This is a genomic window from Intrasporangium mesophilum (assembly GCF_054783095.1).
In genome coordinates this window covers 242362-264168 of the sequence record NZ_BAAGRF010000029.1, presented here as the reverse complement: position 1 = coordinate 264168, position 21807 = coordinate 242362, and the positions used below count along the sequence as shown (strand labels likewise).

At 69.2% G+C, this 21807-nt stretch carries 24 protein-coding genes and 2 tRNA genes; 16 read left to right on the top strand and 10 right to left on the bottom strand.

Annotation, left to right across the window (positions count from 1 at the left end; translation table 11 throughout):
• The first annotated feature begins 38 nt into the window (after positions 1-38).
• From ACYVLP_RS21125 to ACYVLP_RS21115, 3 genes are read left to right on the top strand one after another with little or no spacing between them, the layout of a single operon-like run.
• Entirely contained in the window at positions 39-686 is a 648-nt protein-coding gene (locus ACYVLP_RS21125) for a mycothiol-dependent nitroreductase Rv2466c family protein (protein ID WP_460629281.1), read from the top strand.
• 53 nt (positions 687-739) lie between these two features.
• Positions 740-1222 carry a ribose-5-phosphate isomerase gene (locus ACYVLP_RS21120; RefSeq protein WP_460629280.1) on the top strand — a complete coding sequence of 161 codons (483 nt, stop codon included), beginning with the start codon at positions 740-742 and terminating at the stop codon, positions 1220-1222.
• Positions 1223-1278: 56 nt separating this feature from the next.
• Complete coding sequence (locus ACYVLP_RS21115; protein WP_460629279.1) at positions 1279-2394, top strand: PP2C family protein-serine/threonine phosphatase; 1116 nt, start codon at positions 1279-1281, stop codon at positions 2392-2394.
• A 20-nt stretch (positions 2395-2414) separates the two neighbouring features.
• On the opposite strand, the gene ACYVLP_RS21110 is transcribed toward ACYVLP_RS21115, so the two are convergent.
• Positions 2415-2618, bottom strand: a complete 204-nt coding sequence (locus ACYVLP_RS21110) for an antitoxin (RefSeq protein ID WP_452268932.1) — start codon at positions 2616-2618, stop codon at positions 2415-2417.
• A 129-nt stretch (positions 2619-2747) separates the two neighbouring features.
• On the opposite strand from ACYVLP_RS21110, the gene trmB reads away from it, so the two are divergent.
• The gene (trmB, locus tag ACYVLP_RS21105; RefSeq protein ID WP_460629278.1) at positions 2748-3476 is read left to right on the top strand and encodes a tRNA (guanosine(46)-N7)-methyltransferase TrmB; all 729 of its coding nucleotides are present in this window, start codon (positions 2748-2750) and stop codon (positions 3474-3476) included.
• 228 nt (positions 3477-3704) lie between these two features.
• On the opposite strand, the gene ACYVLP_RS21100 is transcribed toward trmB, so the two are convergent.
• A tRNA-Pro gene (locus ACYVLP_RS21100) sits at positions 3705-3778 on the bottom strand.
• A 138-nt stretch (positions 3779-3916) separates the two neighbouring features.
• Here ACYVLP_RS21100 and ACYVLP_RS21095 point away from each other — a divergent pair.
• Positions 3917-3987, top strand: a tRNA-Gly gene (locus ACYVLP_RS21095).
• 717 nt (positions 3988-4704) lie between these two features.
• Here ACYVLP_RS21095 and ACYVLP_RS21090 read toward each other — a convergent pair.
• Entirely contained in the window at positions 4705-4854 is a 150-nt protein-coding gene (locus ACYVLP_RS21090; protein ID WP_460629277.1) for a hypothetical protein, read from the bottom strand.
• 123 nt (positions 4855-4977) lie between these two features.
• On the opposite strand from ACYVLP_RS21090, the gene ACYVLP_RS21085 reads away from it, so the two are divergent.
• Both ACYVLP_RS21085 and ACYVLP_RS21080 read left to right on the top strand, forming a co-directional pair.
• Positions 4978-6411, top strand: coding sequence for a DUF1254 domain-containing protein (locus tag ACYVLP_RS21085; RefSeq protein ID WP_460629276.1), 1434 nt, complete (start codon positions 4978-4980; stop codon positions 6409-6411).
• A 47-nt stretch (positions 6412-6458) separates the two neighbouring features.
• Complete coding sequence (locus ACYVLP_RS21080; protein ID WP_460629275.1) at positions 6459-6755, top strand: DUF2087 domain-containing protein; 297 nt, start codon at positions 6459-6461, stop codon at positions 6753-6755.
• A gap of 19 nt (positions 6756-6774) precedes the next feature.
• Here the strand turns inward: ACYVLP_RS21080 and ACYVLP_RS21075 are convergent, their stop codons facing one another.
• Positions 6775-7290 (bottom strand): hypothetical protein, encoded by a 516-nt coding sequence (locus ACYVLP_RS21075; RefSeq protein WP_460629274.1) that lies wholly within the window; start codon positions 7288-7290, stop codon positions 6775-6777.
• A 134-nt stretch (positions 7291-7424) separates the two neighbouring features.
• On the opposite strand from ACYVLP_RS21075, the gene tig reads away from it, so the two are divergent.
• The 9 genes from tig to ACYVLP_RS21030 all read left to right on the top strand — a co-directional run bounded on the left by tig (position 7425) and on the right by ACYVLP_RS21030 (position 14762).
• Entirely contained in the window at positions 7425-8783 is a 1359-nt protein-coding gene (gene tig / locus ACYVLP_RS21070) for a trigger factor (RefSeq protein WP_460629273.1), read from the top strand.
• 173 nt (positions 8784-8956) lie between these two features.
• Positions 8957-9262, top strand: coding sequence for a hypothetical protein (locus ACYVLP_RS21065; protein ID WP_460629272.1), 306 nt, complete (start codon positions 8957-8959; stop codon positions 9260-9262).
• A 327-nt stretch (positions 9263-9589) separates the two neighbouring features.
• Positions 9590-10225: an ATP-dependent Clp protease proteolytic subunit gene (locus ACYVLP_RS21060; RefSeq protein WP_460629271.1), complete on the top strand. Its 636-nt coding sequence runs from the start codon at positions 9590-9592 to the stop codon at positions 10223-10225.
• A gap of 36 nt (positions 10226-10261) precedes the next feature.
• On the top strand, positions 10262-10915 hold the full coding sequence (locus ACYVLP_RS21055; protein ID WP_452268921.1) for an ATP-dependent Clp protease proteolytic subunit: 654 nt from the start codon (positions 10262-10264) through the stop codon (positions 10913-10915).
• A gap of 74 nt (positions 10916-10989) precedes the next feature.
• On the top strand, positions 10990-11244 hold the full coding sequence (locus tag ACYVLP_RS21050; protein WP_460629270.1) for an acyl-CoA-binding protein: 255 nt from the start codon (positions 10990-10992) through the stop codon (positions 11242-11244).
• Between the two features lie 147 nt (positions 11245-11391).
• Positions 11392-12348, top strand: a complete 957-nt coding sequence (locus ACYVLP_RS21045) for a hypothetical protein (RefSeq protein WP_460629269.1) — start codon at positions 11392-11394, stop codon at positions 12346-12348.
• 107 nt (positions 12349-12455) lie between these two features.
• Positions 12456-12635 carry a hypothetical protein gene (locus ACYVLP_RS21040; protein WP_460629268.1) on the top strand — a complete coding sequence of 60 codons (180 nt, stop codon included), beginning with the start codon at positions 12456-12458 and terminating at the stop codon, positions 12633-12635.
• 176 nt (positions 12636-12811) lie between these two features.
• The gene (clpX, locus tag ACYVLP_RS21035) at positions 12812-14089 is read left to right on the top strand and encodes an ATP-dependent Clp protease ATP-binding subunit ClpX (protein ID WP_460629267.1); all 1278 of its coding nucleotides are present in this window, start codon (positions 12812-12814) and stop codon (positions 14087-14089) included.
• 34 nt (positions 14090-14123) lie between these two features.
• The gene (locus tag ACYVLP_RS21030; protein WP_460629266.1) at positions 14124-14762 is read left to right on the top strand and encodes a hypothetical protein; all 639 of its coding nucleotides are present in this window, start codon (positions 14124-14126) and stop codon (positions 14760-14762) included.
• A 75-nt stretch (positions 14763-14837) separates the two neighbouring features.
• On the opposite strand, the gene ACYVLP_RS21025 is transcribed toward ACYVLP_RS21030, so the two are convergent.
• From ACYVLP_RS21025 to valS, 6 genes are all read right to left on the bottom strand, one after another.
• Positions 14838-15404 carry a hypothetical protein gene (locus ACYVLP_RS21025; RefSeq protein ID WP_460629265.1) on the bottom strand — a complete coding sequence of 189 codons (567 nt, stop codon included), beginning with the start codon at positions 15402-15404 and terminating at the stop codon, positions 14838-14840.
• Between the two features lie 4 nt (positions 15405-15408).
• The gene (locus ACYVLP_RS21020) at positions 15409-16719 is read right to left on the bottom strand and encodes a DUF58 domain-containing protein (protein WP_460629264.1); all 1311 of its coding nucleotides are present in this window, start codon (positions 16717-16719) and stop codon (positions 15409-15411) included.
• A gap of 6 nt (positions 16720-16725) precedes the next feature.
• A complete protein-coding gene (locus ACYVLP_RS21015; protein WP_460629263.1) occupies positions 16726-17703 on the bottom strand; it encodes an AAA family ATPase in 978 nt (325 codons plus the stop codon).
• A 5-nt stretch (positions 17704-17708) separates the two neighbouring features.
• Complete coding sequence (locus ACYVLP_RS21010) at positions 17709-18239, bottom strand: hypothetical protein (protein WP_460629262.1); 531 nt, start codon at positions 18237-18239, stop codon at positions 17709-17711.
• Positions 18236-18991, bottom strand: coding sequence for a DUF4129 domain-containing protein (locus ACYVLP_RS21005; RefSeq protein WP_460629261.1), 756 nt, complete (start codon positions 18989-18991; stop codon positions 18236-18238). Before ACYVLP_RS21005 ends, ACYVLP_RS21010 begins: the two co-directional genes overlap by 4 nt.
• Positions 18992-19102: 111 nt before the next feature.
• Positions 19103-21769 (bottom strand): valine--tRNA ligase, encoded by a 2667-nt coding sequence (gene valS, locus ACYVLP_RS21000; protein WP_460629260.1) that lies wholly within the window; start codon positions 21767-21769, stop codon positions 19103-19105.
• Between the last annotated feature and the right edge of the window lie 38 nt (positions 21770-21807).

The following is a 21807-nucleotide window of genomic DNA, read 5'->3' as shown; positions in this document are numbered from 1 at the left end:
CCCGCGGGCCGGTCAGGTTCGGGTGCCATGATGGCGCCATGGCTGCCGCGAACCCTCCCACCGCCGCCACCGAACACCACGGCCGTGCCTCGGTCGAGATGTGGTTCGACCCCATCTGCCCGTGGGCCTGGATGACCTCGCGCTGGCTCATGGAGGTCCAGACACTTCGCGACGTCGACGTCACGTGGTCGGTCATGAGCCTCGCTGTTCTCAACGAGCACCGTCATGACCTCGACGCCGCCTACCGCGCGCGCATGGACGAGGCGTGGGGGCCCGTCCGGGTCATCATCGCCGCTGCCGAGCAGCACGGTCCCGGCGTCATCAAGCCGCTCTACGACGCGATGGGCACGCGCATCCACCTGCGCAAGATGAGCGACTTCGACGAGGTGATCCGCGAGTCGCTCGCGGAGGCCGGGCTTCCGGCCCCCTTGGCCAAGGAGGCACACCACAAGAAGTACGACGCGGCCCTGCACCGCAGCCACAAGCGCGGGATCAGCCTCGTCGGCACCGACGTGGGCACGCCGATCATCGCGGTCGACGGTGTCGCCTTCTTCGGACCGGTCGTGACGCCCTCACCCAAGGGCGAGGACGCCGCACGACTGTGGGACGGCTGCCTGCTGGTGGCCGGCACGCCGGGCTTCTTCGAGCTGAAGCGCACGCGCACCCAGGGCCCCATCTTCACCTGACCGAATCCAGACCGGCTCCAGACCGGCTTCGACGCACTCAACCAAGGACGGACATGCGCATCCACATCGGTGGCGACCACGCGGCATACGACCTCCACAAGGTCCTCGTCGCCCACCTCAGCGAGGCAGGCCACGATGTCGTCGACCACGGGCCGTTCGCGTACGACCCCGAGGACGACTACCCCGTCTACGTGCTCCGCGCGGCCGAGGCTGTCGCGGCGGAGGACGGGACCCTCGGCATCGTGCTCGGCGGCTCGGGCAACGGCGAGCAGATCGCCGCCAACAAGGTCTCCGGCATCCGGGCAGCACTGGCCTGGTCGCCCGAGCTGGCAGCCCTCGCCCGCGAGCACAACAACGCACAGGTCGTGTCGATCGGAGCCCGCTTCACCGCCGACGACCTGGCCAAGCAGATCGTCGACACGTTCGTCTCCACGGAATTCACCGATGCGGAGCGCCACAGCCGTCGGCTGGGTATGGTTTCCGCGTACGAGAACACGGGGAACTTGCCGGCGCTGCCGGACTCGGACGCGGGCTGACCACCATCGGTCCGGCGGGCCCGGTTCGGACCCCTCGAGACCTGCAAGGGAGGCACGTGGCCACCAACGAGAGCATGGTCTCTCGACGCTCGCGCTACGCTGCCGGACCGATCCGCCGCCTCCGACTCCTCGGGCCTTCGCTGTCCCGGGCACCCTGGGCCCTGGTCGCGTTCTTCCTCCTGTTGAGCGTGGCCACCACCTGGGCCGTCAAGATGTGGCCGACCACGGTGCCGTGGGGGGTCTATGGGCTCATCGTCGTCGCCGCGGGTCTGTTCCTCGAGCCCCGCTACCTGCTCGTGGTGTATCTCGGGCTGTTCCTCGCGATGGCCATCCTCGGGGCGTACCTCGGACCCGACAAGCCCACGACGACCGGCGCGCAGATCGTCACGGTCGCCACGATGATGCTCATGCTCTGGCTCTCCCATGCGCGGGCGCAGGTCGGTGTCGTCGGGGTCAGTGGCGAGTCGATGCTCGTCGACATGCGTGACCGGCTCCGGGCGCAGGGGGAGCTGCCCGTGCTCCCCCCGTCGTGGGGCGCCGAGGTTGCTCTCGAGTCCGCCTACGGCGACGGCTTCGCCGGGGACTTCGTCGTCGCGAGCCGGTCCACCGACGGGCGCACCCTCGAGGTGGCGCTGGTCGACGTGTCGGGCAAGGGGCGCGAGGCCGGCACCCGCTCGCTGCTGCTCTCGGGGGCACTCGGCGGCCTCTTGGGGGAGATGAGCGAAGCAGGCTTCCTGACCTCGGCCAACAACCACATGCTCCGTCGGCGCTGGCCCGAGGGCTTCGCCACTGCGGTCCATGTCGCGATCGACCTCGAGAGCGGCAACTTCACCATCGGGTATGCCGGGCACCCCGCCGCCGCGCAGTTCACCGCAGGCTCCGGCCGGTGGCGGATGCTCGCAGGGGGACGTGGGCCGCTGCTCGGCGTCATCGAGCGCGCCGAGTACCCGCGCGAGAGTGGGACGATCCGCCGCGGCGACGCGCTCGTGCTCTACAGCGACGGTGTCATCGAGGCACGTGACAAGGCGCTCGTCGACGGGATCGACCGCATGCTCGGCCGAGCGGAGTCATTCATCCGGACCGGCTTCGAGGGCCTGGCCCAGCGACTGTGCGACCAGGCCGCAGCCGGCCTCGGTGACGACCGTGCGGTTGTCACGATCTGGCGCAGCTGAACGGCCTGGGACCCTGCTGGTCAGCTGATGTCGTCGTCCTGACCGTCGAGGTTGTCGAGGGCGTCCTTGGCGGCCGCCTGGCCCTGGTCGACCTTGTCGGCGTACTGCCCACCGGTCTTCTCGTCGATGAAGTCGCCGGCCTTGTCGACGCCCTCACCCACCTGCTCGCCGTGCTCGTCGACGAGGTCGCTGACCTTGTCCTTCATGTTGTCGAACATGCTCATGGGCGCCCCTTACGGTCAGCGGGGACCGCCGATGGCCCCCGACCCTCATCAACCTAGCGCCGTCGGTGGCGACCGCAACCCACTCAGCCCGTGAAGTTCGGGTGAACGCGTCCTCACTACGATGCGGTGGTGACCGACGAGCCCACGAGCGCCACGCCCCGTCCCCATCGCAAGGACCACGTCGTGCCCGAGCTCCCCGAGGGCGTGACCCCCACCCGCGTCCGCAGCTTCGTGCGGCGCGGTCGGCTGTCCGCGCTCACCGTCGACCGGGTGGAGCGGCTGGGACCAGGCCGGGCGCTGCCGGCCGGACCGTTCGACCCCGTCGCAACCTTCGGCCGCCAGGCCCCCGTCGTGCTCGAGATCGGCTGCGGTCACGGCCACGCCGCCATCGCGTATGCCGCTGCCTTCCCTGAGCACGACATCGTGGCGATGGACGTGCACACCCCCGGGCTCGCCCGCATGCTCGCCCGCGCCGACGAGGCGGGGGTGCCGAACCTGCGGATCGAACAGGGCGATGCGGTCGTCTTTCTCGAGGAGCGCGTGGTCGACGACACGTTCGAGGCCGTGCACCTGTTCTTCCCGGACCCGTGGCGAAAGAAGAAGCACACCAAGCGGCGGTTCGTCAGCCCGACCAACCTCGACCTGCTGGCCCGCGTCCTCAGACCTGGCGGCCGTGTGCTCATCGCGACCGACCAGGACTACTACGCCGAGCACGTCCTCGCCGAGGTCGCCGCGCACCCTCGCTTCGTCGCCTCCCGGACCGAGCGGCCGGTGTGGCGACCCCAGCAGGGCTTCGAGGCCAAGGGGCTCGCGGCGGGCCGAACCATCAACGAGCTACGTCTCGACCTCGTCGACTGAGTTCTGCAGCGGCGGGCTCGATGGCCGGTCATGGTACCGGTCATGTCGCCGGTCATGTCGTCCTTGATGCCGCTCCGGCAGCACCTACGACGACCTGACGGGCGACATGCCATGCGACCAGCTCGTTCCTCGCCGCGCCTGCTCGGCCTCCCTGCATCCTGTGGCTCCGACGAAGCGAGCCGGGGAAGGAGGGCCGACTCCGTCGGCTTCCTTCCCCGGCTCGCAAAGTCGGGGCAACAGGATTTGAACCTGCGACCTTCCGCTCCCAAAGCGGACGCGCTACCAAACTGCGCCATGCCCCGTCGTGTGACGTGCGCCCGAGGTGCACCGCACGAAGAGACCCGCGGGCGGGTCGATTTCGGCGGTCGGACGCGAACCAGTAGGCTAGCGCCTCGGATCGCCGGTCGTGCACAGATATCTGCGCACACGACCGGAGGCCTGCGGGCGTAGCTCAATGGTAGAGCCTCAGTCTTCCAAACTGATTACGCGAGTTCGATTCTCGTCGCCCGCTCCGATTTCTGAGCACGGCGGTGCGCCTTGGCGCGACCCACGTACACATCACGTACGCATCTGGGGTCGCCTGACGGCGCGTCGGGGAAGACGTCTGTCGACATCGCACGCATGGGTGACGCGTCTTGGTCGGTGAAGGTAGCGGCGTTCGCGCCCTTGGCCCGACGGGTCAAGGGTGACCGGTCGCTTGGGTCCCGACCACTGTTTGGAGGCGCGTGTGAGAAGAGCACATCGTTCGTGCAGGCGACTGCGGGTCGCCAGAGGTACTTCCCGCGGCGCGATGCGGCTGGTTCGGCAGGAGGGTCGGCTGTGACCGATGCGCGAAGGACACTGATCGGATCGGCACTGGGGCTTGGCGCGACCGCGCCAGGGCGGGAAGCGCTTCCGCAGGGACTGCAGGCGCTCAGAACTCCGCGCCGGATCTCCTCCACACTGGCCTGAGCAGGCAGGCGTGGCAGGCCATCCGGGGCTCGCTTCAGGCCTACTTCGATATGCGGGCGCAAGCTGTGGTGACTGGTGCGACGTCTTCGGCCGGCCATCGGCGCCTGCTTAACCAGGATGACCTCGCGGGGATTGCGCTGGGAGGGTGAACAACTGGGGCACCAACGGCGCTCAACGGGTCAGCACACGGGCCGAGTCGAACGGCTACGAGGCACGCTGGACCCACCCACAGTGACACCGGCATCAAGCTCACGATCGTTGAGACATGCAGCAAGGCTCAGTGCTCGATCGCGGGCGCCTCGACAGACTGCGTGACCACGGTTGAGGACGCGCGCGCCGCAGCGAAAGCGTCCAGCGCCTCGTCACGCCCGTCCGTCACCATCTGGCCGTAGACGTCGATCGCCCGGGCGCCACCACCGCCGGTCACCTGATCGGGGTGAGGCAACCGACCGCCGCCGACGCGAAGACTCTGAGGCTCAGGGGACTCATCGCCATCACAGCGGCGACGACCCGCCACACGAGCAGACGACGGGGACTCGGAGGAACGACGATGGCTGACACGGTGAGCAGCGCAAGCGCGGACGACATGGAACGGAGCCTGCAGGCCGTGAGCACGCCGAGCCGGGTCTCGACACCGCTCGGCGAGTACGAGCTCTTCGACGGGGTGCCGACGGACGACACCGTCGCGAAGCTCTATGCCTCGCTCGACTTCATGCGTGCTGTCGAAGTGTTCCTCAACACCGCGCCCGGTGCGTCCCTCGTCGCGATGAGGCGCGGGTTCCGGAGCATCGGGCTCACCGAGCCGACGCAGCTGGCGTACACCGACCCCCGAGCCAACTCGGGCGCCCTGTTCCTCACCCCGAACACCGAGACGACCTACGGGACGATGTTCATCGACCTCCGCTCCGGTCCGGTCGTGATCGAGCCGCCCAAGGAGTCGCTGTGCGTAGTCGACGACTTCTGGTTCCGCTATGTCGCGGACATGGGGATCGCCGGCCCCGACCGAGGCGAAGGGGGCCGGTACCTGTTCCTGCCCCCTGGCTATGACGGCGAGGTTCCGGAGGGGTACTTCGTCTACCGGACGCCGACCTTCACCAACTGGGTGGTGTTCCGCGCCCTCGGTGGTGTGCCCGCGCTGAAGCAGACCAAGGTGTACGCCCTGGCGGAGGCCGACAACCCACCCGCCATGGACTTCGTCAACGTCGCGGACCTTCAGTTCAACACGGTGCACGCCAACGACATCTCGTTCTTCGAGGAGGTCGACGAGCTGGTGCAGGAGGAGCCGGTCGAGTCTCTGGACCCGGAGCGGGCGGGACAGCTCGCCGCAATCGGGATCGTGCGCGGGCAGCCCTTCGCCCCGGACGACCGGCGGCGGGAGCTCCTCGAACAGGCAGCCCATGCGGGCGCGGCGATCAGCCGGGCCCTCGTCTTCGCGCCGCGTGACCCAGCGGCATACCTCTATGAGGGCTCGCGCTGGCTGCAGGCGTTCGTCGGCGGCAGCTACGAGTTCATGCGTGACGGCGCCCGGCTCCTCGACGCGCGCACCCAGTTCCACTACTTCGCAACGGTGATCACGCCCGCCATGGCGCACGCGCAGGTGGGCGCTGGCTCCGCCTACGCGTACCTCGTTCACGACGCCGAAGGCGCCATCCTCGACGGGAGCCACACATACCGCCTCACCCTCCCGCCGAACCCGCCCGCGAAGAACTTCTGGTCCGTCGACGTCTACGACACCCAGACGCGCTCCCTGCTCCAGACCGACAACCCGTACCCCAGCCTGATGAGCCTGAGCGGCACGGTGGTCAGCGAGGACGACGGCTCGGTCCACCTGTGGTTCGGGCCGGAGGCTCCGGAGGGCAGGGAGGCGAACTGGATCCAGACAGTGCCCGGGAAGAGCTGGTTCCCGATGCTTCGGCTGTACGGGCCGCTGGAGCCGTGGTTCGACAAGACGTGGCGACCCTCTGAGCTGGAGCGCGTCGACTGACCGGAATCCAGTTGGCGTGTGCCGAGTCGACGCCTAGCGTGGGCCGAATGTTCCGCCCTGACCTGCAGGACGCCCTGCGCGACAAGGACGCCGTGCTGCGAGCCTTCGTCGCGCCGGACGGCAGCCTGAAGAGCATCCCGACCAAGATCCGCAAGAGGCTCGTCATCCTCGACCACGTCGCCCAGGAGTTCGAGCCGGGGGAGAGGTACGACGAGACGAGCGTCAACAACCTGCTGCGGCCCTATCACCCGGACGTCGCCGCGCTGCGCAGGTACCTCGTCGAGGAAGGGTTCCTCGACCGTGCCGAGGGCGTCTACTGGCGCAGCGGCGGCACGGTCGAGTGACGAACGCCGGCCGCCCGCGTCAGCGGAAGCCGAGCGCCTCGCTGAGGTAGCTCTCGGCGCCATCGGCCTCGAGGCCCTCCTCGACGGCCGCGGCGGTGCGTGGGGACGGCCAGGCGTGCACCCAGAACAGGGCGATGCCGCCGGGCAGCGCGATGATCAGCGGCAGCCACGAGTGCGGCAGGAACGCGAACGACGCCGCGAACGCCACGAGGACCGGTGCCTCGGACAGCGCGCTGCGCAGGGTGGTGGTCGAGGTGAAGAAGCGCAGGCTGGTCGTCTCGGCGTTCTCGCGAGGCAGTCCGAGCGGGAGGGCCGGCACCGAGTAGCCCACCGCCCGGATGGCCATCGCCGACCCGACGAGCGCCACCAGCACGAGGGCGACCGCCCATGGGGAGGGCATCGGGGCCGTCGGGTCCACCAGGATCCGCACAGCCGACAGCATGATGGCTCCCATGCCGACGATGCCGCTGATCATCTGGACGGGGCGCAGCGCGGCCCGTTCGGGCGACGAGTTGGGGGTCAGCCACTGGCTCATGGCCACCGAGCATAGGGCCGCCTGCGCGATGCCCATTTAGCCTGCGGGCGCGTGGCCTATAGCATGGTGCGTCGGTCCGTCAATGTCCCGCCGACCGTCAGGTCGGCACCCCATCCCAAATGGAGTAACCCGCAGTGAAGAGCGCGCTCGAGACCCTCAGCCCGACCCGGGTCAAGATGACCGTCGAGGTCCCGTTCGAGGAGCTCAAGCCGAGCCTCGATGCGGCGATCAAGCACATCGGAGAGCACATCCAGGTGCCTGGCTTCCGCAAGGGCAAGGTCCCTGCCCGCATCATCGAGCAGCGTGTCGGCCGCGCCGCCGTGCTCGAGGAGGCCGTGAACAACGCCCTGCCCGACTTCTATGGCCAGGCCCTGGAGGCCAACGCCGTGCGCCCGCTCGGCCAGCCCGAGATCACCGATCTGCAGGTGCCCTCGAGCGACGGTGACGACTTCAGCTTCACGGCCGAGGTCGACACGCGCCCCGAGATCGACCTGCCCGACTTCTCCGACATCGAGCTGACCGTCGACGAGGCCACCGTCGCCGACGAGGACGTCGCCGCCCGCCTCGACGACCTGCGCGCCCGCTTCGGCACCCTCAAGGGCGTCGACCGTGCGGTTCAGGACGGCGACTTCGTCTCCATCGACCTGGCCGCCGAGATCGACGGCGAGGAGATCGACGCCGTCAAGGGCGTGTCCTACGAGGTCGGCAGCAAGAACATGCTCGAGGGCCTCGACGAGGCACTGGTCGGCATGAGCGCCGACGAGACCAAGACCTTCATGGCCCCGCTGGCCGGCGGCGACCGCGAGGGCCAGGACGCCGAGTGCGTTGTCACGGTGACCGCCGTCAAGGAGCGTGAGCTGCCCGAGCTGGACGACGAGTTCGCCCAGCTGGCCTCCGAGTTCGACACCCTGGAGGACCTCAAGGCGGACCTGGTGAAGAAGGCCGAGATCGACGCCAAGTTCGCTCAGGGCGTGGCGGCTCGCGACCAGCTCCTCGAGGCGATCCTCGACAAGGTCGAGGTGCCGATCCCCGAGGGCGTCGTCGAGGCGGAGGTCCACTCGCACCTCGAGGGCGAGGGCCGCCTGGAGGACGACGAGCACCGCGCCGAGGTCGACGAGAGCACCCGAAAGGGCCTCAAGACCCAGCTGCTGCTCGACGCGATCGCCGAGAAGGAGGAGGTCCAGGTCCAGCAGGCCGAGCTCATCGAGTTCCTCGTCATGAGCTCGCAGCAGTACGGCATGGACCCCAACGCCTTCGCCCAGCAGATCGACAAGGACGGCCAGATCCCCGCGATGGTGGCCGAGGTCGCCCGCCGCAAGGCGCTCGCGACGGTCCTCGAGAAGGTGTCGGTCAAGGACACGGCGGGCAACGTCGTCGACCTCAACGAGGCTGTCCCCGGCACCGAGGGTGACGACGAGCTCATCGCCCAGCTGTCCGACCAGGCGGAGCAGGGCGAGGCGGCCGACGAGGCCCCGCAGAAGGCCGACGCCTGACCTGATCACGCTGTATGCCGGGTGGCCGGCCTGGAGCTTGCCTCTGGGCCGGCCACTGGTGTGTCCAGGCGGGTTCGGTGGTGCCTTCGGGCCCTGACGGGGTACGAGTCTGATGGCCGTCGGCAGCTGGCGGACCGGGCCGACGGCCCTGACACCGTGTGTGAGGAGCACCGATGACGAGCTTCGACGACCTGACCGACTCGAGCCCCGAGGGACCTGTCGGCGTCCCGGAAGGGCTGACGGAGGACGAGTCGACGACAAGGGAGCGTGACCCGCGAGAGGACGCCGAGCGCGGCAACCTCGATGGCAGCACCGCCCACGACGACACGAGGGCCGACACCCTCGACGCGTCGCGGCAGGCCGTGCGCGACCCCTCGGGCGCCGGATCGCACCAGCGCGACCTCGGGTCCGATCCTGCCTACGACCCGCAGTCGGCCGACGCCGGCGAGTCGGGCCAGGACAACGGACGTAACGAGTAGTTGCGCAGTCTCGCAGACCACCACCGACACCGGTCCGCCCTGTAGGGAGACCGGTCGGGCACGAAGGGCACCGTGCCCGGGACCCCGCCGGACGGCATACCGGAACGAGGGGGAGACGGGGAGCACGCTCTCCGTCCCCGTTTCGGCTCCACCCGGCGGGGTCCTTGCGTCGCCCCGGCTCAGGTTTGTGCGCTCACGGCGAACACGACGCGGTTCGGGAAATCTGGTCCCCACGGCGGGCGTTAGGGTCAGTGACGAGCCAGCCGGCGACTCCCGACCCACAGCGGAGACCCGTGCGGCTGGACCACTTCGACGATGGAGACTTTGGTGATTTCGGAGACCTCCGCCAACGGCAACGGCGCACCTGGTGGTCTGGACGACCACATCTACAACCGTCTGCTCAAGGAGCGGATTATCTTCCTCGGCTCCGACGTGCGTGACGACAACGCGAACGCTATCTGCGCTCAGCTGCTGCTGCTGTCCGCCGAGGACTCGGAGAAGGACATCTGGCTTTACATCAACAGCCCCGGTGGCTCGATCTCGGCCGGAATGGCGATCTACGACACCATGAACTGGATCCCCAACGACGTCGCCACGGTCGCGATGGGCATGGCTGCCTCGATGGGCCAGTTCCTGCTGTCGGCGGGCACCCAGGGCAAGCGCTACGCCACGCCCCACGCGCGGGTCATGATGCACCAGCCGTCCGGCGGCATCGGCGGCACTGCGACTGACATCAAGATCCAGGCCGAGCAGATGCTCTACGTCAAGAACCAGATGGCAGAGCTGATCGCCGAGCACACCGGCCAGTCGATCGAGCAGATCACCAAGGACTCCGACCGCGACCGCTGGTTCAGCGCCGAGGAGGCCAAGGAGTACGGCTTCGTCGACCACGTCTTCACGCGCTCCGACCAGGCGGTCGAGGGCACCGGTGTCGGCAGTGCCGACGCCAAGGGCGACAAGTGACCACGGCGGCCTGACCAGGAGTTTGGAGACCCACCCATGATGATCGAACCCACCAGCCGGCTCGCTGTCCCGCAGCCCTCGAGCCGCTACATCCTGCCTCAGTTCGAGGAGCGCACGTCTTACGGCATGAAGCGCTCGGACCCGTACAACAAGCTGTTCGAGGACCGCATCATCTTCCTCGGCGTGCAGGTCGACGACGCATCCGCCGACGACATCATCGCCCAGCTGCTCGTGCTCGAGTCGCTGGACCCCGACCGCGACATCCTCATGTACATCAACAGCCCGGGCGGCTCGTTCACGGCGATGACGGCGATCTACGACACGATGCAGTTCGTGCGTCCCGACATCCAGACCTTCTGCATCGGCCAGGCGGCGTCAGCCGCGGCCGTGCTGCTCGGCGCCGGCGCACCCGGCAAGCGCTTCGCCCTGCCGAACTCTCGCATCCTCATCCACCAGCCGGCCCTGTCCGGCGGTGACTACGGCCAGGCCTCCGACATCGAGATCCAGGCCAACGAGGTGCTGCGCATGCGCACCTGGCTCGAGGAGACGATCGCGAGCCACACCGGCCGCACGGCCGACCAGGTCCGTGAGGACATCGAGCGCGACAAGATCCTGTCGGCCGAGGACTCCAGGGAGTACGGCCTCATCGACGAGGTGCTCGCCTCGCGCAAGGCCTCGCTCGAAGTCTGAGCCACAGCAGTATTCCGGAGGGCCGGGTTCCGCTGGGACCCGGCCCTCCGGCATACCGCCACTAGTCTGTGGGCATGGCCAGCGCACAGTTCGAATCGGCGGTCGAGGCGGTCAAGGGCCTCACCGATGACCCGGGCAACGACGTCAAGCTGCGGCTCTACGCCCTCTACAAGCAGGCGACCGAGGGCGATGTCGCCGGCTCGCGCCCGGGCATGATGAACCCTGTCGGACGCGCCAAGTACGACGCCTGGGCGAAGCTGTCGGGCACCTCGACTGACGCGGCCGAGGAACAGTACGTCGCGATCGTCTCCGACCTCACCGCCAGCTGAGGGTCGCGACAACTGACCAGTTGGTCGGCTGTGGTGGCCCCGAGCGGTGCCGGGCCACAACAAAGCGACAGCTGGTCGAATGTGGTGACGGCAAGAGGCTGTGGATAGCGACGGCGTCAGCACGTTGGTGTCGGCCAGCATCAGGCCATGGTTGCCTTCGGTCTGCGCCCATTCCGCGTACAGGTCCGCGTCGATTCCACCGGACGTCGCGAGCTCGTGCCGCCCGAAGGGCTGACGCCGTGGGACCTGCGATCGAGGCGCTACCGCCGCCTCTTCCATGGGGTCTACATCAGCGCCGCAGCTGCAGTAACACCATTGATCACGGCCGAAGCCGCCTTGCTCGTCGCCGGGGTGGGCGCTGTCGCCTCACACCAGTCGGCTGCGCGTATCTGGGGCGGGATCGTCCCGGACGACGGGCTGGCCCATGTCACCTGCGCGCGGCGGATCAGGGTCCAGGGACTCAAGTCACACCGGAGAAAGTCGGCGCAGCTCGGCACCACCCTGCGGGGTGTGAGAGTCACGACGCCGGCATCGACCTTCGTCGACCTGAGCGACGAGCTCGGTCTCGTCGACCTCGTCGTGCTTGGCGACTCGTTGGTCAAGGGCAGGCACGTCACACCAGGGCAGCTCGTGGAGGCGGCCGCGGCATACGACGGACGGTCGCGACGCCTGGCGCGGCGAGCGGCCGATCTCGTCCGGGCCGATGTCGACTCACCGATGGAGACGCGGCTTCGGCTGCTGATGGTGCTCGCCGGATTGCCCGAGCCCTGCGTGAACCACGTGGTCAGGTGGCCGGACGGTCGAGTGCGTTACCGGTTCGACCTCTGCTTTCCCGACTGCCGGGTCGTCGTCGAGTACGACGGGCGCCAGCACGCGGAGTCGGACGTGCAGTGGGGAGTCGACATCGACCGACGTGAGTGGATGGACAACAACCGCTGGCGCCGGGTAGTCGTGCGCTCCAAGGACATATTCCGGACGCCGGCCCGAACCCTGAGCCGCGTCGCGGGAGCGATGCGCGACCAGGGCATGCGTGTCCCGCGGCTGTCGGATGAGTGGCGACTGCACTTTCCGAGCCGGCACGATGACATCGCCGTTCCGACCTGACGCCGGCCCACCACCATCGGCCACATGGTCGGGTGTCGTGGTGTGACCTCGCTCAGGGCCACGACAGTTGACCGAGTGGTCGGAAGTTGCGGCCTAGGGTGGGATCTATGGATGCGGCGGTCGGCTTCGGGCCGCAGGTGTGGTCGCCTGCGTGGATCGTGCTCGTCATGCTCGGCGCGCTGGTCGTGCTGGTCGTCGGCGGCATCGCACTGGCAGTCCTGCTGGGCCTCTGGTCCGGGCGCTCAGGCGCGCAGGACGACCGCCGGAAGGCCCCTGACCAGCAGTGATTCGCTGGAACACGGTTCAAGTGACACCCGCGTCGTTTGTCAGCCATGAGCGGACAAACCGGCGTTGCGCGAGCGGTGGCGGGGCCGTCCGTCGTCTAATAGGAAGCGGCCCCCAGGTTGGGGCTCGAGCCGAACGCACCCCAGCGCTCGCTCGACGACGGACCAGGAGCTGATCGGTGGCACGCATCGGAGAAGGCGGAGACCTCCTCAAGTGCTCGTTCTGCGGAAAGAGCCAGAAGCAGGTCAAGAAGCTCATCGCCGGTCCGGGCGTCTACATCTGTGACGAGTGCATCGACCTGTGCAACGAGATCATCGAGGAGGAGCTCGCCGAGAGCAGCGAGCTGGGCCTTGACCACCTGCCCAAGCCACGGGAGATCTTCGAGTTCCTCGAGAACTACGTCGTCGGGCAGGACACCGCGAAGAAGTCCCTCGCCGTCGCCGTCTACAACCACTACAAGCGCATCCAGGCGGGTGAGGGCCCGAAGCGCGACGACGAGCATGTCGACATCGCGAAGTCCAACATCCTGCTCATCGGCCCGACGGGCTCGGGCAAGACCTACCTGGCCCAGACCCTGGCGAAGATGCTGAACGTCCCGTTCGCGATCGCTGATGCGACGGCGCTGACCGAGGCAGGCTATGTCGGCGAGGACGTCGAGAACATCCTGCTGAAGCTCATCCAGGCTGCCGACTACGACGTCAAGAAGGCCGAGACCGGGATCATCTACATCGACGAGGTCGACAAGATCGCCCGGAAGAGCGAGAACCCGTCGATCACGCGTGACGTCTCCGGCGAGGGCGTGCAGCAGGCGCTGTTGAAGATTCTCGAGGGCACCACTGCGTCTGTGCCGCCGCAGGGTGGGCGCAAGCACCCGCACCAGGAGTTCATCCAGATCGACACGACGAACGTGCTGTTCATCGTCGGTGGGGCGTTCGCCGGGCTCGAGAAGATCATCGAGTCACGCTCCGGGCGCAAGGGCCTCGGCTTCGGTGCCGCGCTGCACAGTCCCAAGGACCTCGCCGACACCTTCGCCGACGTCATGCCCGAGGACCTGCTGAAGTTCGGCCTGATCCCCGAGTTCATCGGCCGGCTCCCGGTCATCACGACGCTCGCCCCGCTGGACCAGCAGGCCCTGGTCAACATCCTCACGGCGCCGCGCAACGCGCTCGTGAAGCAGTACCAGAAGATGTTCCAGATCGACGGCGTCGAGCTCGAGTTCACCGACGACGCGCTCGAGTCGGTGGCCGACCAGGCCCTGCTGCGTGGCACCGGTGCTCGCGGTCTGCGGGCGATCATGGAGGAGGTCCTGCTCCCCGTGATGTTCGATGTGCCGAGCGACGACGAGATCGCCCGGGTTGTGGTCACACGCGAGGTCGTCCTCGACAACGTCAACCCCACCATCGTGCGCCGCGAGGCCGAGCCTCGTCCCAAGCGGCAGCGCAAGGAATCCGCCTGATCCAGCCAGATCCCGCCTGACGAGAGGCTGAGCCGTGGTCGCGCCGTTCGTTCTCCGGGCCGGTGACGCCGCCCCGACCCAGCAGTCGCGCACCACGTGCGGCTCAGCGTCCCTGACGATCGCCCGGATGCTCGTCAATCCGCAGTTCGCCGAGTGGATCCGTGACGGGGTGGACAAGGACGCCCGCGACGGCGACGTCCCCGACGCCGGCACCGAGACCCAGCGGTTCGCGGCATACGAGCAGGTCGTCGCTCGTCGCACCAACGGCGTCGTCGGCGCCGGCGGTCGACTCCAGCTGCCGTGGCCCCGCGCCCTCGGGACGCCCCCGTGGGGAGCGCTGCACGAGCTCGAGTTCGGCGCCGCGGACCCTTCGGCCGACTACGACGTCGCGTGGTTCCGGTTCGGCTCCAGCGGTGCTCTCGATGCGACCTATGCCGCCCTCCGCACCCGGGTGCGCGCCGGCCGTCCCGCACTCCTCTACATCGGCAACGCCTGGAGCCCGCGTCACGTCGTGCTGGTCATGCCCGCGACGGGTGCCCAGGAGCTGGACGTCTACGAGCCGTCGATCGGGCGCGTCGTCGACCTGCCGCACGACGCGTTCGTCGGTCGGCGCCTCCAGATGGCCGGCTGGGACGTGCCGTGGGCCGCGGTCTGGGACGGCTCTGCCGGCTGAGCGGACTGCGGAGAGCAGCCGGGCGACGCCGCAGCACTGCCGCGACCGGCCACTCGCGTGCGCTCGTGGGCCGCGCTACTCGCCGGTCGCCGGCGGGTTCGACCTGACGAGCCACAGGCCGAGCGCCAGACCGAGCAGCCCGATGACGAAGGCGACCGGGCCGATCGCGAGGTCGCGGTCTCGCACCGCCCCGACGAGCAGCGCGACGGGGATCGCCGCGGCATACGCGATGCCCGTATGCCGTGCCCACCGCAGGAGCGCCTCGCGCGCGATCTGCCCCTCGGGTGGGGTCGTCGCGGACAGCGCGCTGGCCGCATGGCCGAGGGCGACACCGGTCGCGCCGAGAAGCGACCACCACGAGAAGGCGCCAGTGGGGGACAGGTAGAACCAGATCGTCACGAGCAGACCCCAGAGCACCAGGGGCACCGCGGACCCCGCCCAGGACATCGTCAGCAGGGGGACGGTCGCGAGGGCCCAGATGATGCCGTCGAAGCCTCCCGTGGCCTGGCCCATCGCGACGAGAAACAGCACCACAGCGAGAATCTGCGCGCCAGTGAGGGCGAGCTGGCGGAGGGACCACTCCGGTCCCGCGCCGAAGTGGAAGGTCCACACGCGCCTCGGTCGGGTCGGGGTCGCACTCATCGGCTCACCGCCTCGACATTCGTGGCGCGGAGGCACGGCGCGCGATGTCGCGCAGCACCTGGTCGAGCGATCCCGGGCCACGCCACGGGACGACCGGCACCCCGCGCAGCCGCAGGCTGTTGACCTGAGCATCGCGGGACAGCAGCCGGATCCGCCAGGCCAGCGACTCGTAGAGGTTGGTCGCCGAGTCCGTCAGGTGCTCAGGGAAGGTGTCGACGACGACGACGGTCATGCCGCGCGCCGCAAGTGTGTGCGCGAGCGAGACGAGTGTGGGCTCCACGAGCGGGGACAGCACGAGGCACAGGGCCATCGGGTCGACGCCGCGGATTGCGTTCTCACCGGTGTCGCGCCGCTCGGTCGCAGGCGTGATGGTCGCCAGCGTCTCGAGGACCCGCCGCAGGTGGTTCGTGCCGGAGCCCATCCCGAGCGTGGGGACGTTCGCCGCGCCGACCGTGCGCAGGGTCAGCCGGTCGTTGCTGCGCAGGAAGTGCTCGCTGATCGCACCGGCGGCCCGCACGGTCACGTCCAGGCTCGTCGGTCTCCCGTCGACGCCCTCCCGGGGGCCGAGGTCACTGAACGCATCGACCAGCAGGAAGACGTGGGCGTCCTCGTCGGTGAACGTCGAGGTGACGTGGAGCTCGCCCGTCCGGGTCGAGACCGGCCAGTGGATCCGACGCAGCCGGTCGCCGGGGTGGAAGCGCCGGATGGTGTTGAACTCGCTGCCCGAACCCGGACGGTTGGACCGGTTGAGCCCGACGATGCCGCGCGGGTGTGGGGTCGGGGCCTTGGCGTCGAAGTAGGCAGGAACGGGCAACGTCCCGCACTCCAGGTCGGGAAGGTCCGTCGGGCCGACGCGGAACGCTCCCCATGCGCTGGTCAGCGCCACACTGATGGTGCCGATCCGGCGCCGGCCCCACCGGGTGCTGCGCAGGCCGATCCCGGCCCGCCCGTCGTCGAGGCTCACGATGCCGCTCGCGGGCTTGCGCTCGATCCACGGCACCCGGGCAAGCGTCACCACCCCGTGGACCTCGTGAAGCACCGGCTCTGTGCGAACGACGACGCCGGTCGCCTCACCCTCGCGCAGCGTCGGCGTGAGCAGCTCGGCCGTCGCGCTCACGTCGGCCTTTGGTCGGCCTAGGTGTCCCCACACGGCAGCGACGACGAGCGGCGCGGTGAGGACCAGCAGGTCGGGCCGGCGGCCGAGCACGGCGGCAAGTGCCGCGGCAGCGGGGAGCAGGATCGCGCGCTGGTGCGCGGCGGTGGGCTCCCAGCCGCCGAGTCGGCGGGAGCTCGTCCGGAGCGGGCCCTGAGACACAGCCGCTCAGCGATCCGTAGCCTGCGGCAGGTGCTCCCGGGCTGAGGGAGTGGCCACAGTGCGCAACAGGCTGGCCACGACGGCGGCACCGCTGATGTTGCTCATCCACAGTTCCGGCTTGACGGTGATCCGGTGCGCGAGAACGGCCTTGGCCACGGCCTTGACGTCCTCGGGGACCACGTAGTCACGGCCGTCGATGACGGCATACGCCCTGGAGCACAGCAACAGCCCGAGCGCGCCACGGGGCGACGCCCCCATGAGCACGTCTCCGTGAGTGCGGGTAGCAGCAGTCAGGGCGACGCAGTAGCGCCCGATCGACTCGTCGACCACGGTTGCCTCGATCGTCGCCTGCATCTCGAGGAGCCGCTCGGCAGTGACGATCGGGCGCAGCTGCTGCTCCTCGCGCTGCCGCGCCATCCGGTTCGACAGGATCTCCCACTCCTCGTCGAGCGTCGGGTACCCGAAGGACACCCGCATGAGGAATCGGTCGAGCTGTGCCTCGGGGAGGGGGTACGTGCCCTCGTACTCGACCGGGTTCGCGGTCGCGAGCACATGGAAGGGTCGTGGCAGCGGGAACGTGTGTCCCTCGACGGTGACCTGCTTCTCCTGCATGGCCTCGAGCAGCGCGGCCTGCGTCTTCGGCGGCGTGCGGTTGATCTCGTCGGCGAGCAGCATGCCGGCGAAGAGCGGGCCTGCGCGGAACTCGAACTCGTGGCTGCGCTGGTCGTAGACGAAGGACCCCGTGATGTCGCCGGGCAGCAGGTCCGGGGTGAACTGGGCTCGCTTGAAGTCCAGGCCGAGCGTCTGGGCGAAGCTGCGTGCGGCGAGGGTCTTGCCGAGCCCGGGAAAGTCCTCGAGCAGGACGTGGCCGCCGGCCAGGATGCCGGCGAGGACCAGCGTCAGCGCGTCCCGCTTGCCGACCACGGCGTGGTCGACCTCGTCGAGGACGGCCTGGCTGAGGTCGCTCACCTGGCGGATTTCCATATGCGTCACCACTGCTCGATTCGTCGGAGGATCGCGTCAAGTCGGTCGGGCCGGTAGAGGTCCGGAGGCGGAAGGGTCACGAGGAACTCCCAGAGCTCGGGAGGCATGGCGCGCTGCGCCCACGTCGGCTCCTCCTCGGCGAGGATGCCGTGCTTGGCGAAGAGCCGCTCGCGAATGATGACCTGAAGCTGCACCTGCAGGTCGTGCACGAGGGGCTCGCGGCCCTCGGCCCGCGTGTTGGCGGCGTCGAGCCGCACGGCAAGGTTGGCCACCCGGAAGTCGTTGCCGCGGCCACTGCGGCCGAGCTCGCCGTCGACCAGGGGCCACGTCGTGACGTGCTGCGACGCGGCGTGGTCCATGGCGTGCCAGATGAGCACGGCGCCCGCGATCAGGATCGCGAGAAGCGCCGGCACGTCGGGAGCCAGGCCCAGGGCGAAGGTCGCTCCGACCGCCGCGAGCCAGACGATGAGCAGCCATCCGAGGCGACGGCGCCAGGGTCGCAGGGACGCCCGGAGACTGGTGGTCGGGCCGGTCATCGCGGCTGCCCCTGGTCACGGAGCGGGTCGCGGACCTGGCCGGTCGGCCCGGCGGACTGGCCGGCGGACTGGCCGGCGGCGACACGGTCGAGATCGGCATGAAGGACGTGCAGGTCCGCGATCGCGCGACGTCGGTGGTCCTCGCCGAGCGGATGAAGCGAGAAGCGAGCCTCGCGATAGAGGCCGGCGAGGTCGTCGATGCGCACGGGGTCGATGTCCCACGTCGCGAGGACCCGCTCCGTGTACTCGGTCGAGGTCTCGGCGGGGTGACGGGGGAGTCCGGTGGCCCCCGCGGACGTCTCGAGGTTGAGCCAGGCGGCCACGATCGCGTTGCGGGGGTCGCCCGTCTCGAGCAGCCGGATCCGCTCCTGCGCCGAGGCGAGCAGCTCCTCGGGAACCGGCGGCACGGCGAATCCAGGCTCGTCATGATGCGAGATCTTGGGCTTGCGAACGAGAGCCAGCAGCAGCTGAGCGATCACCAGGACCACGACCACGAAGATGAGCACGAGGACGACCTGCAGGAGCAGGATGATGATCGGCGAGATCTCGGCGGGGCCGCCGGTGGCGCCCGTGGTCGTGGTCGTCGTCGGCGCGCTGGTCGGCGGGAGCGTGAAGGTGGGCAGGGCCGAGAACGTCTCCTGCGACCTGGGGCGTGTCAGGATCGCGACCGGTCGTCCGGATGCGGCGACGACCAAGGCCGCCATGACGACGGCGCCAGCGGCGGTGACCGCGTAGACCCCCCGTCTTGACATGCGGCAAACCCTATGTCAGCGGTGGCCTCCGCACCCGGCGGGGGCCGCGATCGTTGCCGTCCCGATAGGAACCTTCGGACGAACCCGACAACGACCGCGGCAACCGGGAGATCAGGCCTGCGCGGGCGGCTTCTCGACGGGCAGGAGCTCGGCTTCGCGGACCTCGATCCCGTCGCCGTCTGCATAGGTCAGCTCACCGATCCGACCGCTCGCCCTGAGGTCGGCCTCGGCCGCCCGGACGTGCTCGAGCTGGCGTGCCGGACCCACGAGCGTCATGGTGCGCACCTCGGCGCGCATCCCCAGCTTGGCCTCCGACTTGACCTTGCGCACCCCGGCCAGCGCCTCGGCGACCGACGCGAGCAGCGCCGGGTCGCCCCCGGCGGGCAGGCTGTCACGTTCGGGCCACGTCTGGCGATGGACCGAGCCCTCCCCGAACCACGACCAGACCTCCTCGGTGACGTACGGCACGAAGGGCGCCAGGAGCCGAAGCAGCGTGTCGAGGGCCAGCCGCAGGGCGGCCCTGGCGCTCGCCGCCTCGGCCTCGCCCTGGCCGCCGTAGGCGCGGTCCTTGACCAGCTCGAGGTAGTCGTCGCAGAAGGTCCAGAAGAAGGTCTCCGTGACCTCGAGCGAACGGGTGTAGTCCCAGGCCTCGAAGCCGTGGGTCGCCTTGTCGACGATGTCGCCGAGCGCCGAAAGCATCGACAGGTCAAGGGGATTGGTCACTGCTGCGCCGAGGTCGCCCGTCACCTCGCCGAAACCGAGTGCGAACTTCGAGGCGTTGAGGATCTTGATCGCGAGGCGACGGCCGACCTTCATCTGTCCGGTGTCGTATGCCGCGTCCGTGCCCAGGCGACCAGACGCCGCCCAGTAGCGCACCGCGTCCGCACCGTGGCTCTTGACGACGTCCTCGGGCGTCTCCGCGTTGCCCTTGGACTTGCTCATCTTCTTGCGGTCCGGGTCGAGGATCCAGCCGCTGATAGCCGCGTGCCGCCAGGGCACGGTGCCGTGCTCCAAGTGGGCCCGGGTCACCGTCGAGAAGAGCCAGGTGCGGATGATGTCGTGGGCCTGCGGGCGCATGTCCATCGGGAAGATCGCCTCGAAGAGCTTGGCGTCCGAGCCGTGCCCGGACCCGTCGGCCACCGGCCAGCCGGCCGCGATCTGGGGAGTCAGCGATGACGTCGCCCAGGTGTCCATGATGTCCGGGTCGGCCACGAAGCCGCCCGCCTGTCCGCGCTGCGACTCGTCGTAGCCCTCGGGCACGTCGATCTGGGGGTCGACCGGCAGCGCCGACTCCGGGGCGAAGACCGGGTGGTCGTAGTCGGTCTCGCCCTCGGCCGTGACCGGGTACCAGACCGGGAAGGGCACCCCGAAGAACCGCTGGCGGGAGATGAGCCAGTCGCCGTTGAGGCCCTCGACCCAGTTCTTGTAGCGCGAGCGCATGAAGGTCGGGTGGAAGTCGACCTCGTCGCCGCGGGCCACGAGAGCTGCGCGCAGGTCCGGCTCCCGGCCGCCGTTGCGGATGTACCACTGGCGGGACGTGACGATCTCGAGCGGCTTGTCGCCCTTCTCGTAGAAGTTCGCCTTGCGCTGGGTCTTCTGCGGCTCACCGTCGAGGTCGCCGGACTCGCGCAGCGCGGCGACCACAGCCTCACGAGCACTGAACGTCGTCTTGGTGGCGAGCTCGCCGACATACAGCTGCTCGCCGGGGCCACCCGCGATCCACTCAGGGGTCTCGGCCTGCAGGCGACCCGTGCGGGTGATCAGCGAGCGGATGGGCAGCCGGAGCTCACGCCACCACATGACGTCGGTCAGGTCGCCGAAGGTGCAGCACATCGCGATGCCCGCGCCCTTGTCCATCTCGGCCGCCGCATGGGCCAGCACGGGGATCTCGACGTCGAACAGCGGAGATCGCACGGTCGTGCCGAACAGCGGCTGGTAGCGCTCGTCGTCCGGGTGGGCGATCAGCGCGACCACGGACGGGATCAGCTCCGGGCGGGTCGTCTCGATGTAGACCGGCGCCGTGGTGCCGTCACCCGTCGCCCGGTGGAAGGCCACGCGATGGTATGCGCCGGGGTAGTCACGTGCCTCGAGCTCGGCCTGCGCGACCGCCGTCTGGAACGTGACGTCCCAGAGGCCCGGCGCCTCTGACTGGTACGCCTCGCCGCGGGCGCAGTTGCGCAGGAAGGCCTGCTGCGCGACGGCGCGGGACCGCTCGTCGATGGTGCGGTACGAGATGTCCCAGTCGAGCGAGAAGCCGAGGCGGCGGAAGAGCGACTCGAAGGTCACCTCGTCCTTGACCGTGAGCACGTCACAGAGCTCGATGAAGTTCTTGCGGCTGACCGGCTGCTGGTCGGCCGGCTTGATCGCCTTGCCGTTGGCGTCGACACCCTCGGTGAAGGGCGGCTCGTAGCCCTCGACATAGGGCAGCGTCGCGTCGCCCCGCACGCCGTAGTAGTTCTGCACCCGGCGTTCGGTGGGGAGCCCGTTGTCGTCCCATCCGATCGGGTAGAAGACCTCGAACCCCTGCATCCGCTTGTACCGCGCCATGCAGTCGGTGTGCGTGTAGGAGAACACGTGCCCGACGTGCAGGCTGCCGGATGCCGTGGGCGGCGGCGTGTCGATCGCGAAGACCTGCTCGCGCGGCAGGGACAGCGCCCGCTCGCGGTCGAACGCGTACGTGGTCGCGTCCTTCCATACCTGCATCCACTTCTCCTCGATACCGTCGAGCGTCGGGCGCTCGGGGATCCGAGAGTTCGCGGGTGCAGGTGCATCAGTCATGCGCCCAATCCTTCCAGACGCACGGCGGTGACCTCGAC